General features: G+C 42.4%; 15 protein-coding genes. All 15 read left to right on the plus strand.

Translation table 11 applies throughout. The features are described 5' to 3' along the window. Window positions 1-100 precede the first annotated feature (100 nt). The 15 genes from rplS to codY all read left to right on the plus strand — a co-directional run bounded on the left by rplS (window position 101) and on the right by codY (window position 16,683). Window positions 101-445 (plus strand): 50S ribosomal protein L19, encoded by a 345-nt coding sequence (gene rplS, locus CD004_RS07425; protein WP_102262175.1) that lies wholly within the window; start codon window positions 101-103, stop codon window positions 443-445. A gap of 213 nt (window positions 446-658) precedes the next feature. Beyond that, entirely contained in the window at window positions 659-1,213 is a 555-nt protein-coding gene (gene lepB / locus CD004_RS07430; RefSeq protein WP_102262176.1) for a signal peptidase I, read from the plus strand. A 60-nt stretch (window positions 1,214-1,273) separates the two neighbouring features. Beyond that, complete coding sequence (gene ylqF, locus CD004_RS07435) at window positions 1,274-2,161, plus strand: ribosome biogenesis GTPase YlqF (RefSeq protein ID WP_102262177.1); 888 nt, start codon at window positions 1,274-1,276, stop codon at window positions 2,159-2,161. Window positions 2,162-2,238: 77 nt separating this feature from the next. Continuing rightward, window positions 2,239-3,009 (plus strand): ribonuclease HII, encoded by a 771-nt coding sequence (locus CD004_RS07440; RefSeq protein WP_102262178.1) that lies wholly within the window; start codon window positions 2,239-2,241, stop codon window positions 3,007-3,009. A gap of 22 nt (window positions 3,010-3,031) precedes the next feature. Then, entirely contained in the window at window positions 3,032-4,888 is a 1,857-nt protein-coding gene (locus CD004_RS07445) for a hypothetical protein (RefSeq protein ID WP_102262179.1), read from the plus strand. Beyond that, entirely contained in the window at window positions 4,885-5,169 is a 285-nt protein-coding gene (locus tag CD004_RS07450) for an EscU/YscU/HrcU family type III secretion system export apparatus switch protein (protein ID WP_102262180.1), read from the plus strand. The genes CD004_RS07445 and CD004_RS07450 overlap by 4 nt, the downstream gene beginning before the upstream one ends. A gap of 321 nt (window positions 5,170-5,490) precedes the next feature. After that, complete coding sequence (gene sucC, locus CD004_RS07455) at window positions 5,491-6,651, plus strand: ADP-forming succinate--CoA ligase subunit beta (protein ID WP_102262181.1); 1,161 nt, start codon at window positions 5,491-5,493, stop codon at window positions 6,649-6,651. 22 nt (window positions 6,652-6,673) lie between these two features. Continuing rightward, window positions 6,674-7,576, plus strand: coding sequence for a succinate--CoA ligase subunit alpha (gene sucD / locus CD004_RS07460; RefSeq protein ID WP_102262182.1), 903 nt, complete (start codon window positions 6,674-6,676; stop codon window positions 7,574-7,576). Between the two features lie 62 nt (window positions 7,577-7,638). Further along, a complete protein-coding gene (dprA, locus tag CD004_RS07465; protein WP_102262183.1) occupies window positions 7,639-8,493 on the plus strand; it encodes a DNA-processing protein DprA in 855 nt (284 codons plus the stop codon). 513 nt (window positions 8,494-9,006) lie between these two features. Next, window positions 9,007-11,082 (plus strand): type I DNA topoisomerase, encoded by a 2,076-nt coding sequence (gene topA / locus CD004_RS07470; RefSeq protein ID WP_102262184.1) that lies wholly within the window; start codon window positions 9,007-9,009, stop codon window positions 11,080-11,082. A gap of 433 nt (window positions 11,083-11,515) precedes the next feature. Continuing rightward, a complete protein-coding gene (gene trmFO / locus CD004_RS07475) occupies window positions 11,516-12,823 on the plus strand; it encodes an FADH(2)-oxidizing methylenetetrahydrofolate--tRNA-(uracil(54)-C(5))-methyltransferase TrmFO (protein ID WP_102262185.1) in 1,308 nt (435 codons plus the stop codon). A gap of 60 nt (window positions 12,824-12,883) precedes the next feature. Then, window positions 12,884-13,786: a tyrosine recombinase XerC gene (gene xerC, locus CD004_RS07480; RefSeq protein WP_102262186.1), complete on the plus strand. Its 903-nt coding sequence runs from the start codon at window positions 12,884-12,886 to the stop codon at window positions 13,784-13,786. Window positions 13,787-13,806: 20 nt separating this feature from the next. Further along, entirely contained in the window at window positions 13,807-14,349 is a 543-nt protein-coding gene (gene hslV, locus CD004_RS07485) for an ATP-dependent protease subunit HslV (RefSeq protein WP_041964480.1), read from the plus strand. Between the two features lie 19 nt (window positions 14,350-14,368). Beyond that, complete coding sequence (hslU, locus tag CD004_RS07490) at window positions 14,369-15,775, plus strand: ATP-dependent protease ATPase subunit HslU (RefSeq protein ID WP_102262187.1); 1,407 nt, start codon at window positions 14,369-14,371, stop codon at window positions 15,773-15,775. Between the two features lie 128 nt (window positions 15,776-15,903). Then, window positions 15,904-16,683, plus strand: coding sequence for a GTP-sensing pleiotropic transcriptional regulator CodY (codY, locus tag CD004_RS07495; protein ID WP_102262188.1), 780 nt, complete (start codon window positions 15,904-15,906; stop codon window positions 16,681-16,683). The last annotated feature ends 327 nt before the right edge of the window (window positions 16,684-17,010 follow it).

Genomic DNA, 17,010 nt, shown 5'->3' on the forward strand with positions numbered 1-17,010 from the left:
TACTTCTTGTGGCTAAAAGCAAACGTGCTGTATGCCGCTTATAACAATGTTCCGCTGCAACGAAAGTGTGCAAGAGCATTCGTGGGAGGAGTTGAAAACGATGCAACAATTAATCGAAGAAATCACAAAAGCACAACTTCGCACTGATCTTCCATCTTTCCGTCCTGGTGACACAGTACGTGTACACGTTAAGGTTGTCGAAGGAACTCGCGAACGTATCCAGTTGTTTGAAGGTGTAGTGATTAAGCGTCGTGGTGGTGGAATCAGCGAAACTTTTACAGTTCGTAAGATTTCTTACGGAGTAGGCGTTGAGCGTGCTTTCCCTGTTCACACACCAAAAATCGCGAAGCTTGAAGTTATCCGTCGCGGTAAAGTACGCCGTGCGAAACTTTACTACCTACGTAACCTACGTGGTAAGAAAGCGCGTATTAAAGAAATTCGATAAGAATGATTGTCAAAAAGGAGCTTGCCTAGCCAAGCTCCTTTTTCATTCAAATTCTTTTGGCGAAATGCAATATTTATAAAAAACGGAACTCGATTTAAAAGTATTATTAAATTTATTTTAAAAAATCATAGCCCATCGTGTTTATCTTGTCTGACTTATGTAAAATAAAGTTATGTACTCAAACAACATATATTTTGGAATGGTGGGAAAAGAATGGCCGAGAAAAAGAAGAATGAACTATGGGAATGGACGAAGGCACTTCTGATTGCTGTCGTGCTGGCAGCGGTTATTCGATACTTTTTATTTGCGCCAATAGTGGTGGACGGTTTATCGATGATGCCTACACTCCACGACCAGGACCGAATGATCGTGAATAAGCTTAGCTATAAAGTTGGGGAGCCAGAAAGATTTGATATCATCGTCTTTCATGCACCCGAAAACAAAGATTACATAAAAAGAGTAATCGGTCTTCCCGGTGATAAAGTAGAATATAAAAATGATACGTTATATGTGAATGGGAAAGCATACGAAGAACCATACTTGGAAGAATATAAAAAACAGGTGATCGATGGACCGCTGACTGATCCTTTCACACTGGAGGAGAAAATCGGCAGGGAGACTGTACCTGAAGGCCATCTTTTCGTTATGGGTGATAACCGCCGTTTCAGCAAGGATAGCCGCCACATTGGCACTGTACCTTTTGAAGAGGTGCTGGGAAAGACCAGCATCATCTATTGGCCTATTGAAGATATTCGTACAATAGACTAGGACATGACAAGATCCCAAGAGGCATACGGGAGATTGCTAAACAGATAGGAGGTGGCTGCTTTGACGATCCAATGGTTTCCAGGCCATATGGCTAAGGCTCGCAGAGAGGTCACGGAAAAATTAAAGCTCGTGGATGTCATTTTTGAATTGGTGGATGCGCGGATCCCGTATTCGTCCAGAAATCCAATGATAGATGAAATCATCCAGCATAAACCAAGAATCGTTTTACTTAATAAAGCGGATATGGCCGATAAATCTGTAACAGAACAATGGCTGCGATACTACCGCGAAAAAGGAATCACTGCTCTGGCGATCAACTCTCAGGCCGGTACAGGCTTAAAGCAAATAGTCCAGGAGTCAAAGGTTCTCCTGAAAGACAAGTTCGACCGCTTGAAATCAAAAGGGGTCAAGCCGAGAGCCATCAGGGCGATGATTGTCGGAATTCCAAACGCAGGGAAATCGACACTGATCAACAGGCTTGCTGGTAAAAATATCGCCCAGACCGGGAACCGGCCTGGCGTCACAAAATCACAGCAATGGATTAAGGTCGGCAAGGAACTGGAACTGCTAGATACTCCGGGAATCCTTTGGCCAAAGTTTGAGGACCAGGAAGTAGGAACAAAGCTAGCAGTTACTGGGGCAATCAAAGATACGATTCTCAACCTTCAGGATCTGGCCGTATATGCTTTGAGATTCCTGGAAAAGCATTATCCAGAACGCCTGCAGGAGAGATACAAGCTTTCCGAGCTCCCAGAGGAAATTGTCGAGCTATTTGATCAGATTGGCGATTTTCGAGGCTGCAGAATGCCTGGTGGATACGTTGATTATGATAAAGTCGCAGAGCTTGTAATCAGGGAGATACGGACAGAAAAATTAGGTCCGCTATCCTTTGAACGACCTGAGGACTTGACTTCTGTGGAAGAAATAGAAAATGACACTCAAAAATAAAGGTCCTGAGTCCAGGGCCTTTATTTTTGGTTTAAACTGCCGATACATAATAAAGAAGTATTACTAGGAGATTTTTTATGGAGAAATATACAATTGGTGAAATTGAACAGCAGCTTTTCGGGAAAGAGGAAGTAAAGAAAGAGTTCCTGAAAGGCTTAAGAAATGATAGCCGTAAAGGCGTACAAAAACTAGTCCTGAAATGGGAAAGACAGGAAGAGCAAAAGAAACAAGTCCATGAACAATTCGTCAACATGACTTCCTTTGAGAGGAAATATCGATCGGAAGGGTTCGAGTATATAGCCGGGATTGATGAGGCCGGACGAGGTCCTTTAGCCGGGCCAGTGGTTGCAGGGGCAGTCATCCTCCCGGAGAACTTTTATCTTCCAGGTCTCAATGATTCAAAAAAACTGACAGAATCAAAAAGGGATGAATATTTTGAGGTCATCATGTCTGAAGCCCTGGCAGTCGGGGTAGGACTGATCAACGCTGCAGAAATAGATGAAATCAATATACTCCAGGCCAGCAAGAAAGCGATGCTTTCAGCTGTGAATCAACTGGGGATCACTCCTGATTTTCTTTTGATTGATGCCGTCAAGCTGGACACACCTTATCCGTTTGAAGCGCTGATTAAAGGCGATTCCAGAAGCATATCCATCGCGGCAGCCTCGATTATTGCCAAAGTTACGAGAGACAGGTTGATGAAGGAGCTCAGTATCGAATTCCCGCAATATGGATTCGGGGCAAATATGGGGTATGGAACCGCTGAACACTTAAGAGCTATCAAGGAGCATGGTGTCACAGATCATCACAGGAAGACATTCGCTCCCGTAAGAGAGTATATACAGTAGAACTTGGTAAAGCAGGTGAACCATGGAAGCAGGAGCGCTGCAAGGCTTATTTAACCAAAAAACAACACAGCAAATAAAAACAGCTGAATTTCGGCCCGGCCAAATCATTAATGGGAAAATCCTGAAGCTCTACCCTGATCAAGTTGCAGAAGTGCAAGTCGGCAGCCAAAAAATGATCGCAAAATTAGAAACTCCATTATCTGCAAATGAGCGATACTGGTTCCAGGTTCAGCCTGGTGAAGGAAAGGTTCATTTGAAGGTGGTTGGATCAGGTAGTGAGGATAAATTCCAGCCGGGGAGCATGGCAAAGATTCTCGGAGAATTTGCGATGCAGCCGACAAAGGATAATTTGGACCTTGTCCGTTTTTTTATCAAAGAGCAGCTTCCTGTTAACCGAGAACTTCTAAAGCAGGCGGCAGAGTGGCTGAGTACGGCGGATTCACGCAGTGCTGGTCAAGATGCTATAAAATTGATCTTTACTAGAGGGTTTCCTGTTACACAGTCCTCGTTTGATGCCCTCTATACCACCACCAAAGAACCATCTTTGGTCCAGTTGTTGGATAAACTTGAAAAGACTTTAGACACGGCGTGGAGTTCTGCGGCAGGTACAAGTCTTAAAAAACTTTTGAATGAAATGCTGCCATCCAGTAAAGTAATGAATTCTGAAGCAGCCGTGAATAATTTAGCGGCAATATGGCTTAATCGGAAAGGTCAGGAAAGTCAAGCTGCTCTGGAACTGCTTGAACAGTTTGGTGCGACTACTTCGAAAAGCAGTGAAAGAAATCTTTTACAGCAAATGCTGGTCAGGCTGCAAAGTTCAGGCACAGTCGGAGATAAACTGCCTGAAAGGCTGAATTTCGCGAAAAATATCATAACACTCATAGGAAATGGCGATAGTTCTACTGCCAGACAGATGATCTCAAATTTCTTTCCTGAAAAAACATTACCAGCTAATGAGCTGGCAGAATCACTTAAAATGTTATTCTACCGAACTCCTGGAAAAGAAGTGGAGGCACAGCAAGGACTCCAGGCTTTCAAGCAGTTAATCTCAATGGTGAGTGATGGAGAGTCCCTATCCTTCCTGATGGGCGAAAAGGATACGTGGCGACAAGCTGGAGTAAACTTGCTTAGGGCTGCGGGACAGTCCCAATCAGGCAATTTAACAGGCCTGCATGCACAGCTGCTGTCAGAAGCAGTTGCCAAAGCAGAACAGCCAGCTTCGCTGCAAGAAACGGGCACCACACTCCTCACAGATACAAGGATAAAACAATTCCTGTCAGCCCTGGGGCTATCTTACGAACAACAGCTTAGCGAAGTTATAAAAGATGGTGAGCTTGGCAAGGCACAGGTATCAGAGACACTTAAATCCCTTGTTCTGCGCCTTTTAAACGAGAATCCTCCACCTGCTGTCAAAGAAGCGGCTGAGCTGGTCTTACACAAAATAACAGGATTCCAGCTGCTTTCCCAGGAAGCTGGTCCGATCCAGCAGCTTGTCGTGCAAATACCCTTTATGCTGGGTGGGAAAACGAATGAACTCACGATGCAGTGGAGTGGGAAAAAGACTGAAGATGGAAAAATAGACGCTGATTTTTGTCGTGTTCTCTTTTACCTGAAACTTAAACATTTGGATGATGTTATCGTTGATATGCAAGTACAGAATCGCATTATGAGTGTCCAGATTTTTAACGAAAATCCCACTCTGAAAAAGATGGCAGAAGAAATGACACCGTTATTGAAATTGAAGCTAGCGGAAATTGATTATCATCTGTCCTCTGTTCACTTCCATGTTCCAGGGAAATCCCAGACAGGGAGAAATCAACGCAGCCTGGCAGATCTATATGGCCAAAAAGAATATAGCGGAGTGGATATTAAAATATGAAACCACCTAAGCATACAAGAAAATCAGCTGTAGCCCTCGGGTATAATGCTGGAAATATGGACGCTCCTAAAGTAATGGCGAAAGGTAAGGGTCTCGTTGCTGAACAAATCATTGAAAAAGCGAAGGATCATGATATTCCCATTCAGGAAGATCCTTCGCTCGTTGAAGTCTTGAGCCAGCTGGAATTAAATGAGCGAATACCAGAAGAATTGTACCAAGCAGTAGCTGAAGTATTTTCCTTTGTCTATCATTTGGATAAACAAGCAGGAAGACAAAAATAATATTTTAACAATGAAAACCAAAAGAATGAATATAGCTTTTTTAGCAGGATTTTTCACTGTCAAAGCCGGGAAACGCAATCATCCCGGCTTTTTAAATTGGTGAGCATTTGCTTGGATATTTTTTTGCAATATTTAAAATGGCGAAATATTTAAATCATAAAGGTAGACAATCAATAGTTCATTATATAAAATGAAAGCGCAGTCTATTTTTTAAAAAATTAAATGAATTATATTTTCTACTTAGGAAAATGAATTGATGCAGCTAATCGTTAGGCGATTCTGTATTTTTGTTTGTTTTTCTAATAGATAGGAGGATGGGAAATGAATGTCCATGAGTATCAAGGAAAAGAAATCCTCAGAAAATATGGGGTAAAAGTACCGAATGGGAAGGTTGCTTTTACAGTTGAGGAAGCTGTTGAAGCAGCTAAAGAGCTTGGAACGTCTGTTGTTGTCGTAAAAGCTCAAATCCATGCTGGCGGAAGGGGTAAAGCCGGCGGAGTCAAGGTTGCAAAGAACCTTGATGAAGTACGTACATATGCTTCTGAGATTTTAGGTAAGACACTGGTTACTCACCAGACTGGTCCAGAAGGTAAGGAAGTAAAACGTCTATTGATTGAGGAAGGCTGCGACATCAAGAAGGAGTACTATGTAGGCCTGGTGCTTGACCGTGCTACTTCACGCGTTGTCCTTATGGCTTCTGAAGAAGGCGGAACGGAGATCGAAGAGGTTGCTGAAGCGACTCCTGAAAAAATCTTCAAGGAAGAAATCGATCCTGTATTAGGACTTATGCCATATCAGGCTCGCCGAATCGCATTCAACATCAACATCCCGAAGGAACTAGTCAACCAGGCTGTAAAGTTCATGATGGGCTTATATAACGCTTATGTCGAAAAGGATTGCTCCATCGCTGAAATCAACCCATTGGTTGTAACTGGTGACGGACAGGTAATGGCACTTGACGCTAAATTGAACTTTGATTCAAACGCGTTATACCGCCAGAAGGATATCCTTGAGTACCGCGACCTAGAAGAAGAGGATCCAAAAGAAATCGAAGCATCGAAGTATGACCTGAGCTATATTTCTTTGGATGGAAATATCGGCTGCATGGTTAACGGTGCCGGCCTTGCTATGGCAACTATGGACATCGTTAAGCATTATGGCGGAGACCCTGCAAACTTCCTTGATGTTGGGGGCGGCGCTACTGCAGAGAAAGTAACGGAAGCATTCAAAATCATCCTTTCAGATCCAAACGTAAAAGGAATCTTTGTTAATATCTTCGGCGGCATCATGAAGTGTGATGTAATTGCTACTGGTGTTGTGGAAGCTGCAAAGCAGGTTGGACTTGAGGTTCCGCTTGTTGTTCGTCTTGAAGGTACTAACGTAGATCTTGGAAAACAGATTCTTAATGAGTCTGGCTTAAATATCATTGCTGCTGAATCAATGGCAGACGGCGCTGAAAAAATCGTTTCATTAGTTAAGTAGGATCGAAAGGAGAGAATTTGACGTGAGCGTATTCATTAATAAAGATACAAAGGTTATTGTTCAAGGGATTACGGGTTCTACTGCCCTTTTCCATACAAAACAAATGCTTGAATATGGTACAAAAATTGTTGGAGGAACATCTCCAGGCAAGGGCGGTACAGAAGTAGAAGGCGTTCCTGTATTCAACACAGTACAAGAAGCTGTTGATGCAACAGGCGCAAATGCGACAGTAATCTATGTACCAGCTCCATTTGCTGCAGATGCTATTGTCGAAGCTGTTGATGCAGAGCTTGATTTGGCTATCTGTATCACTGAGCATATCCCAGTATTGGATATGGTCAAGGTTAAGCGATACATGGAAGGAAAGAAAACTCGCCTAGTTGGTCCTAACTGCCCGGGCGTCATCACTCCTGAAGAGTGCAAGATTGGAATCATGCCTGGATATATCCATACAAAAGGACATGTTGGTGTTGTATCACGTTCTGGAACGCTGACATATGAAGCGGTACACCAGTTAACTCAAGAAGGAATCGGCCAGTCTACAGCTGTAGGAATCGGCGGAGACCCAGTTAATGGAACGAACTTCATCGATGTCCTGAAGGCATTCAATGAAGATCCTGACACATATGCTGTCATCATGATTGGTGAAATCGGCGGAACGGCTGAAGAAGAAGCAGCTGAGTGGGTCAAGGCAAACATGACTAAACCAGTTGTAGGCTTCATCGGCGGAAGAACTGCACCTCCAGGGAAGCGCATGGGCCATGCTGGTGCGATTATTTCTGGCGGAAAAGGTACAGCAGACGAAAAGATCCGCGTAATGAACGAATGTGGTATTCAGGTTGCTGAAACTCCATCCGTAATGGGCGAAACGCTAATCCGCGTTTTGAAGGAGCAAGACCTTTACGACAAGTGCAAAACACACTAAAGCATTCAATCAGACAGTCCCTCCTAACAGAGGGGCTGTTTATTAATCCCAGGGGGAAGCATATGGATAAAATGAAAAAGAAACTGATCCAGCTTGTCCATAGCAGACACGCCAGCTGGAAATCAATTTACTCAATCCTCAAAACAGATTCTGCAATAATTAATAATGAAGATGAAACATATTCCTCTAATAATCCTCGAGTAGAACGACTCAACAGAGACCATCAATTTATTTCCATCGATAAACTTCTCAATGACTACACCAAACAGAATATTCATCTAATCACTATTTTTGACGAAGACTACCCAGACAGGCTTAAGACTATCTATCAACCTCCATGGATGCTGTTTGCCAGAGGAGATCTATCCTTGCTAAAGAACAGAAAAAACCTTGCTGTGGTTGGCTCTAGGTGCGCCACAACATATGGCATAGGAGCGGTCGACTATTTATTTCCTTCATTAATAGATAAAAATGTACAGATTGTTAGTGGTCTCGCAAGGGGGATAGATGCCCATGCCCATAAAGCAGCTATTAAATTGGGCGGGAAAACAATAGGTGTCATAGCTGGCGGGTTTCATAATCTATATCCTAAGGAAAATGTTAAGTTGGCAGAATTCATGATGGAAAAACAACTTGTATTATCGGAATATCCACCTGCGACAATGCCTGCAAAATGGCAATTTCCGATGCGGAATAGGATTATCAGCGGCATTTCAGAGGGTACACTTGTTATTGAAGCAAGGAAAAAGAGCGGCTCATTGATCACAGCGGATTTTTCCTTGAATGAAGGCAGGGACGTATTTGCTGTCCCCGGCAGCATTTTGAGTCCGGATTCTGATGGAGTCCATTATTTAATCCAGCAAGGAGCCAAACTGGTGAAAAGTTCAGAGGATATTTTAGAGGAACTTGGTATGTAATGTGTAATAATCGTATAAAATGCTTAGAAATAGTTATAAAAGTTTCAGAAATATACTTTTTTACTAAGTTATTTTTATATTTGAATGAAAATTTACATCAAAAAGGTTGAAATAATTTTCAATCTGTTATACATTTTGCATCAGGTATTTTAAAATTTCTAGGCTCTGTTAAATCTTAATTTGATATAGAGCCCTGTTGATTGTAGTGGAAGGCGCGTAGACTCCTCCGAAAATGCTAACGCATTTTCGTCGTGCGTGGGCGAGTTCGAGGAAGCATAATCAATGTCCTGCGGGATGAGCGAGTCATGGGGAGACCCCGCAGGCGCATAAAGCGCCGAGGAGGCTCCCCGACTGCCCGCGGAAAGCGAAGCGCCTGGAACGAAAATCAACAGCCGTGTTTAACAGAGCAGCTCTAGATGAGTTGAAACCGTTTACTTTAATGGTTGATTTGACAACATTATGATATGTTGATAATAATTAATGTAATTTTATACCTCTAAGGAGGACAATTGGATGTCGGATTTTTTAGTAATCGTCGAATCGCCTGCAAAGGCTAAGACGATTGAGCGTTATCTTGGAAAAAAATATAAAGTGAAAGCCTCTATGGGGCATTTGATAGATTTGCCTAAGAGTCAGATGGGAATTGATACGAAAAATAACTACAACCCTAAGTACATTACAATCCGGGGTAAGGGACCAGTACTGAAGGAATTGAAATCTGCAGCTAAAAAAGCAAAGAAAGTCTATCTCGCGGCTGACCCCGACAGAGAAGGGGAAGCAATTGCATGGCATTTGGCCAAAAGTCTTGACGTTGATGTCCATTCTGATTGCAGGGTTGTATTTAATGAGATCACAAAGGATGCAATCAAGGAATCTTTTAAACATCCCCGTGCGATCAATATGGATCTCGTAGATGCCCAGCAGGCACGTCGTGCTCTGGACAGACTAGTAGGATATAATATCAGTCCGCTACTTTGGAAGAAAGTCAAGAAGGGGCTGAGCGCGGGACGCGTACAATCTGTTGCCTTAAGGATGATCATTGATCGTGAGAAGGAAATCGCTGCGTTTGTTCCAGAAGAATATTGGACAATCGGTGCGGAATTCCTCAAAGGAAAAAGTGCTTTTGAAGCTTCTTTTTACGGAATTGGCAAACAAAAAACTGAGTTGAAATCAGAAGACGATGTCAAAAACATCCTTAAACAAGTAAAGGGGAACAAATTCACTGTTGAGTCGGTGACGAAGAAAGAACGTAAACGTAATCCTGCACCACCATTCATTACTTCTTCGTTACAGCAGGAAGCAGCACGAAAGCTTAACTTCCGTGCCAAAAAGACAATGATGCTTGCCCAGCAGCTTTATGAAGGTATCGACCTTGGAAAAGAAGGTACAGTCGGTTTAATCACCTATATGAGAACGGACTCTACCAGAATTTCTGAAGTCGCACAAGGCGAAGCAAGGGAGTATATCACTGGTCAGTATGGAGAAAAGTTCATACAGACAGAGGCCAGGAAAGAAAAGAAACAGTCCAATGCTCAAGACGCCCATGAAGCGATTCGGCCAACAAGTACATTGAAGGTTCCTGAGACGATCAAGGAATTCCTTTCAAGAGATCAATACAGACTTTACAAACTTATTTGGGAACGGTTCGTCGCGAGCCAGATGGCTCCAGCAATTATGGATACGATGAGTGTTGATTTAAAGAACGGCGAAGTTACTTTCCGTGCGACAGGCTCGAAAGTTAAATTCCCGGGCTTTATGAAGGTTTATGTAGAAGGTTCAGATGACCAGGTGGAAGAAAAGGATAAATTCCTTCCCGACCTTAAGCAAGGTGACGAGGTCACGAAGAAAGATCTCGAACCGAAGCAGCACTTTACACAGCCGCCTCCAAGATATACAGAAGCAAGGCTCGTCAGGACGCTTGAGGAAATGGGGATCGGCCGGCCATCAACATACGCGCCAACCCTGGATACGATCCAGAAGAGAGGCTATGTATCGCTCGATAATAAACGATTCGTGCCAACCGAACTTGGCGAAGTAATCCATGAGCTTATGCTGGAATTTTTCCCGGAAATACTTGATCTTGAGTTCACCGCCAAAATGGAACAGAATCTCGATAATGTCGAAGATGGGAAAATCAATTGGGTCAAAGTCATTGACGAATTCTACCGTGATTTTGAAAAGAATCTTGAAGTAGCGGAAAAAGAAATGCAGGAAATTGAAATCAAGGATGAACCCGCTGGGGAAGATTGTGATCAGTGCGGTTCACCGATGGTATTCAAAATGGGGCGCTACGGCAAGTTCATGGCCTGCAGCAATTTCCCTGACTGCAGGAACACGAAGGCAATAGTCAAGGAGATAGGGGTCAATTGCCCTAAGTGTGAGAAAGGCAATATCATTGAACGGAAGAGCAAGAAACGCCGGATTTTTTACGGCTGTGACCGCTTCCCTGAATGCGATTTCCTTTCATGGGATAAACCACTTGCAAGGAAATGCCCAAAATGTGAAAATATGCTAGTTGAAAAGAAGCTTAAAAAGGGCGTCCAGGTTCAGTGTACAGAATGCGACTATAAAGAGGAACCACAAAGCTAGAGTGAGCCCATGGCTCACTCTTTATATTTGTAAAAATGCAGTCAGGGCTGACCAAGTCGCTTGCGCTTTTCGTTTTTTGAAACTTTTTTCTTTCTTTTTCGTAAATGAAAGTGCAAAATGATACAAGTATCAGGGTAAAGTAAGTAATATTGATTGTGGAATGGGTTGTCTTAGGGGATTTATGTTTGAATGAGTGTCTATTATAGATAAATGCTCTGTAAAAAATGAAAATGTAAAGATATTAATGAATTCACTTATATAATAGAAGATTTATGTGAATGCAGATGGTATAATAATTCTTTTGATAAGGCTCTTTTCGTAAACTTTGTTGCTTTCTGGATATGCGAAAACCACCAATCAATGAGAAAACAGCCTTTGAAAAGGCTGACTACAAAGATTTTATCAATTTTTACAGCTACTGGAGGAAATAGATATGACTGAAGCTACAGTAAATGTCGTCGGTGCCGGATTGGCCGGAAGTGAAGCTGCATGGCAGCTTGCCGAAAGAGGCATCAAAGTGAACTTATATGAAATGAGACCGGTAAAGCAGACACCTGCTCACCATACAGATAAATTTGCTGAGTTAGTATGCAGTAACTCTTTGCGTGCAAATACCTTAACAAATGCAGTTGGGGTATTAAAAGAAGAGATGAGAAGGCTTGACTCTGTCATCATTGGCGCAGCGGATGCGTGTGCTGTACCAGCAGGCGGAGCTTTGGCGGTAGATCGCCATGAGTTTGCGGCACATGTTACTAGCCGTGTAAAGGAACATCCCAATGTTACTGTATTTAATGAAGAAATCACTGAAATTCCACAGGGGCCTACTATCATCGCTACAGGGCCTTTGACAAGCCAGGCGTTGTCCCAACAACTAAAGGAGCTTACAGGGGAAGAATATTTATATTTTTATGACGCAGCAGCTCCTATTATTGAAAAAGACAGCATCGACATGGATAAGGTCTATCTGAAATCCCGATATGACAAAGGAGAAGCAGCATACCTTAATTGTCCGATGACTGAGGAAGAATTCGACCGTTTTTATGAAGCGTTGATCTCTGCTGAAACAGTTCCGCTTAAGGAATTTGAAAAAGAAATCTTTTTTGAAGGTTGTATGCCTATCGAGGTCATGGGCCAAAGAGGTAGGAAGACAATGCTTTTCGGACCGATGAAGCCGGTTGGCCTGGAGGATCCTAGAACTGGAAAGCGGCCTTATGCCGTAGTGCAGCTTCGCCAGGATGATGCTGCTGGAACACTTTACAATATTGTAGGCTTCCAGACTCATCTGAAATGGGGACCGCAAAAGGAAGTCATTCAATTGATTCCTGGTTTGGAAAACGCTGAAATTGTACGGTACGGTGTTATGCATCGTAATACATTTATCAACTCACCTAAGGTTTTAAAAGCAACATACCAATTCAGGAATAGAGAAGATTTATTCTTTGCAGGACAAATGACTGGGGTTGAAGGGTATGTGGAATCTGCAGCGAGCGGCATGATTGCTGGAATCAATGCTGCACGTCTTGTAAAAGGTGAAGAGCCGGTTGAATTCCCTCATGAAACAGCAATGGGAAGCATGGCCAGGTATATTACAACAACGAACGCTAAAAACTTCCAGCCGATGAATGCAAACTTCGGGCTTTTCCCTGATCTGCCAGAGAAAATCAAGGGTAAGCAGGAACGTAATGAGAAGCATGCTTCCAGAGCGTTGGAAACAATTCAGAAATTTGTGAAAAATTTGTAATTTATATTGCGAGGGCTATATAAATATGATACTATTTAGTAGCCCTTGTGAGGTGACGATATGGAAGCAAATGTGAACAATTCTTTAAACTTATTTATTGAATATTTACAAATCGAAAAAAATTACTCACAATATACAATTGAACATTACCAACATGATATTAGGGAATTTTTTTTGTTCATGTCTGAACAAGGCCTGACCAGTCTCGATGAAGTAGAGTATGCTGATACAAGGATTTACCTCACGAAATTATTTGACCAGCAGCTCTCCAGAAAGTCTGTCGCCCGCAGGATTTCATGTATGCGCAGCTTTTATAAGTTTTTGCTTCGTGAAAAATTGGTTGAAGACAATCCCTTTTCCCTGGTATCTATACCGAAACTGGAAAAGCGATTGCCAGATTTTTTTTATGAAGAGGAACTTTCCCAGCTATTTAATGCATGTGAAACCGAAACTGCGATTGGGAAAAGGAACAAAGCTCTTTTGGAACTGCTTTACGCTACAGGAATCCGTGTAGGTGAGTGCTGCAAAATCCAGCTGAAGGATATAGATTTATCCTTATCTACAGTTTTAATCCATGGAAAAAGGAAAAAGGATAGATATGTGCCTTTCGGAAGTTTTGCTCAGGATGCGATTGAAGACTACATAGTGAATGGAAGACCAGAACTTCTGAAGACTAAAGATGATCATGGCCAATTGTTCCTGAATTTCCGGGGAGGGCCTCTGACAGATAGGGGAATCAGGGAGATCCTGAATAAGCTGATTGAAAAGTCAGCCCTGACAGGGAAAATCCATCCCCATAAACTGCGCCATTCCTTTGCCACACATATGATGAGCAATGGAGCAGATATGAGAACTGTCCAGGAGTTGATGGGCCATGCGTTCCTGTCTTCAACGCAAGTATATACCCATGTTACGAAAGAGCACTTGCGCAATATTTATATGTCACATCATCCGAGGGCATAAGCCAGAAGGAGGACGAAGGAATGTCAGAATTCCATGCCACAACGATTTTTGCTGTTCAACATAAAGGCCAATGCGCAATGTCAGGCGATGGCCAGGTGACCTTTGGGAATGCTGTAGTGATGAAACACACAGCAAAGAAAGTCCGAAAGTTGTTTAATGGTAAAGTAATTGCAGGATTTGCTGGTTCTGTCGCAGATGCGTTCACCCTGTTTGAGATGTTCGAAGGCAAGCTTGAGGAATACAACGGAAATCTCCAAAGAGCCGCAGTCGAACTTGCAAAGCAATGGAGAAGTGATAAAGTCCTAAGGAAACTCGAGGCAATGCTAATCGTATTGAATGAGACAGATATGCTTCTTATTTCCGGAACAGGCGAAGTAATTGAACCTGATGATGGTATTTTGGCGATCGGTTCTGGAGGTAATTATGCCTTGTCTGCTGGCCGTGCATTAAAGCAATATGCTGGAGAACATTTAACAGCAAAAGAAATCGCGAAGTCTTCATTGGAAATTGCTGCTGACATTTGTGTTTACACAAACCACAATATTATCGTGGAAGAACTGTAACGGAAAAGGAGTGTTGAGTGTGAAACAAACGACAAATTTAACTCCAAGGCAGATCGTGGAAAAGCTGGACCAGTATATTATCGGTCAAAAGGATGCTAAAAAAGCTGTTGCAGTTGCTCTCAGAAATAGATACCGCCGTGGCTTGCTCGCTGAAAATATCCGGGATGAAATCATACCGAAGAATATCCTGATGATTGGACCTACTGGTGTAGGTAAAACAGAAATTGCCAGAAGGATGGCTAAGTTAGTTGGCGCTCCTTTCGTCAAAGTAGAAGCGACCAAGTTCACTGAAGTAGGTTATGTTGGCCGTGATGTTGAATCCATGGTGCGGGATCTTGTTGAAACCTCCATCAGGCTTGTAAAAGAGGAGAAAATGGAGCGTGTCAAGGAACCGGCAGAAGAAAATGCAAACCGCCGTCTTGTCGAACTGTTAGTCCCTTCAGCGAAAAAATCAGTGAATTACAAAAATCCACTTGAAATGCTGTTCGGTGGAAGCCAGCAGCAGCCTGAACAAGAGCAAAACCAATCAGAAGATTTAGGGGTTTTCGAAAAGCGTAAAGTCATCAAGGAAAAGCTCTCAAAAGGCGAACTTGAGGATGAACTGGTAACCGTCGAAGTCGAGGAGCAGACGCCTTCCATGTTTGATATGCTCCAGGGTTCTGGAATGGAACAAATGGGAATGAATATGCAGGATGCTTTGAGTGGCTTGGTGCCTAAGAAACGCAAGAAACGAAAGCTGCCTGTACGTGAGGCCAGGCAGGTATTAATCAATGAAGAAGCCCAAAAGCTGATTGATATGGATGAGGTAACTCAGGAAGCTACATACCGTGCTGAGCAGGCAGGAATCATTTTTATTGATGAAATTGATAAAATTGCCAGCAAGAATTCCGGTGGGTCCAGTGCAGATGTTTCGCGTGAGGGTGTTCAGAGGGATATTCTTCCGATTGTGGAAGGGTCGACTGTTAACACCAAGTACGGTCCTGTAAAAACAGATCATATCTTGTTCGTTGCTGCAGGGGCGTTCCACATGGCGAAGCCTTCCGATCTGATACCTGAATTGCAAGGGCGTTTCCCAATCAGGGTGGAGCTTACTAAGCTGACAGTTGAGGACTTTTACAGGATTCTTGTTGAGCCCGATAATGCACTAACAAAGCAATATGAAGCTTTATTGGAAACAGAAGGTATACAAATTGAATTTTCTGACGATGCTATTCGTAAGATAGCTGAAGTCGCTTATGATGTGAATCAAAATACGGATAACATCGGAGCGCGAAGACTGCAGACAATACTTGAGAAGCTGCTTGAAGACCTGAGCTTTGAAGCTCCAGATATCAATCTCGAGAAGGTAGCGATCACTCCGCAATATGTAGAAGAAAAACTTGGCGCTATCTCAAGAAACAAAGATTTAAGCCAGTTCATATTATAATGGTTAATCGTTTTAATGCATACTCAATAGGGTAGACAAATAAAAACTGCTTATTGTGCTTAAGTATTGAAACTAGCCAGGATTAAAATAAATGTATTTTTGTTTGAAGCAAATAGGAGGAAGAAACAATGGACTTACTATCAAAAACTAGAAAAATTAACGCCCTGCTCCAAAAAGCTGCCGGCAAACCGGTAAACTTCAAAGAAATGTCAGAAACTTTAAGTGAAGTAATCGAGGCTAACATCTTTGTTGTCAGCCGTAGAGGGAAGCTTTTAGGTTTAGGAATCAATCAGCAGATTGAAAACGAGCGCATGGTAAAAATGCTCGAAGACCGCCAATTCCCTGAAGAGTATACAAAAAATCTCTTCAATATCCAGGAGACTTCACCGAACCTGGATGTTGAGAGTGAGTACACAGCATTCCCAGTTGAAAACAAAGAACTTTTCAAAAACGGCTTAACAACAATCGTGCCGATTATCGGCGGCGGTGAACGTCTGGGAACATTGATCCTTGCTCGTCTTGAAGAACAATTCCACGACGATGACCTAATCCTTGCAGAATATGGCGCAACCGTTGTAGGGATGGAAATCCTTCGTGAAAAGGCAGAAGAGATTGAGGATGAAGCACGAAGCAAGGCTGTAGTCCAAATGGCAATCAGTTCATTATCCTACAGTGAACTTGAAGCGATCGAGCATATCTTTGAAGAGCTTAACGGAAAAGAAGGCCTTCTAGTTGCTTCCAAAATCGCCGACAGAGTCGGGATCACACGTTCTGTAATTGTTAACGCACTACGCAAGCTGGAAAGCGCAGGTGTTATCGAGTCCCGTTCCCTTGGAATGAAAGGAACTTATATCAAGGTATTAAATGATAAGTTCCTATTTGAACTTGAAAAGCTTAAAAGCAACTAAATAGATGATGAAAAAAAATCCGCTGAACATCAGCGGATTTTTTTTGTCTTAATGTTTTACGCAGTGTTAGTTAGAAAAGTAACAGATTACAATCAGCTAATATTACAAAAATGTTGCGATTTTTTTACACTGTTCAAATTATCAAATCACAAACAAGAGATGATTAATAGGAAATAATGGAAAAATGCTAATCTTATGTAGGTAATTTAACCTTTCATCCAGCTAGAAAAACAAAAGATAATAATTCGTTATTCCTACATTTTTTTAAAAACTTTACAAAAAATTGGGATCAATTAATAAAATTATAAAAATAAGTAAACAAGTAGG

The sequence above is a fragment of the Mesobacillus jeotgali genome (assembly GCF_002874535.1).
Classification (GTDB): Bacteria; Bacillota; Bacilli; order Bacillales; family Cytobacillaceae; genus Mesobacillus; species Mesobacillus jeotgali.

Bases quoted from the DNA above. Each gene is read 5' to 3' on its own strand.
- rplS (WP_102262175.1), top strand. From the start codon at position 101: ATGCAACAATTAATCGAAGAAATCACAAAAGCACAACTTCGCACTGAT.
- lepB (WP_102262176.1), top strand. From the start codon at position 659: ATGGCCGAGAAAAAGAAGAATGAACTATGGGAATGGACGAAGGCACTT.
- CD004_RS07440 (WP_102262178.1), top strand. From the start codon at position 2,239: ATGGAGAAATATACAATTGGTGAAATTGAACAGCAGCTTTTCGGGAAA.
- CD004_RS07445 (WP_102262179.1), top strand. From the start codon at position 3,032: ATGGAAGCAGGAGCGCTGCAAGGCTTATTTAACCAAAAAACAACACAG.
- CD004_RS07450 (WP_102262180.1), top strand. From the start codon at position 4,885: ATGAAACCACCTAAGCATACAAGAAAATCAGCTGTAGCCCTCGGGTAT.
- sucC (WP_102262181.1), top strand. From the start codon at position 5,491: ATGAATGTCCATGAGTATCAAGGAAAAGAAATCCTCAGAAAATATGGG.
- dprA (WP_102262183.1), top strand. From the start codon at position 7,639: ATGGATAAAATGAAAAAGAAACTGATCCAGCTTGTCCATAGCAGACAC.
- topA (WP_102262184.1), top strand. From the start codon at position 9,007: ATGTCGGATTTTTTAGTAATCGTCGAATCGCCTGCAAAGGCTAAGACG.
- trmFO (WP_102262185.1), top strand. From the start codon at position 11,516: ATGACTGAAGCTACAGTAAATGTCGTCGGTGCCGGATTGGCCGGAAGT.
- xerC (WP_102262186.1), top strand. From the start codon at position 12,884: ATGGAAGCAAATGTGAACAATTCTTTAAACTTATTTATTGAATATTTA.
- hslV (WP_041964480.1), top strand. From the start codon at position 13,807: ATGTCAGAATTCCATGCCACAACGATTTTTGCTGTTCAACATAAAGGC.
- codY (WP_102262188.1), top strand. From the start codon at position 15,904: ATGGACTTACTATCAAAAACTAGAAAAATTAACGCCCTGCTCCAAAAA.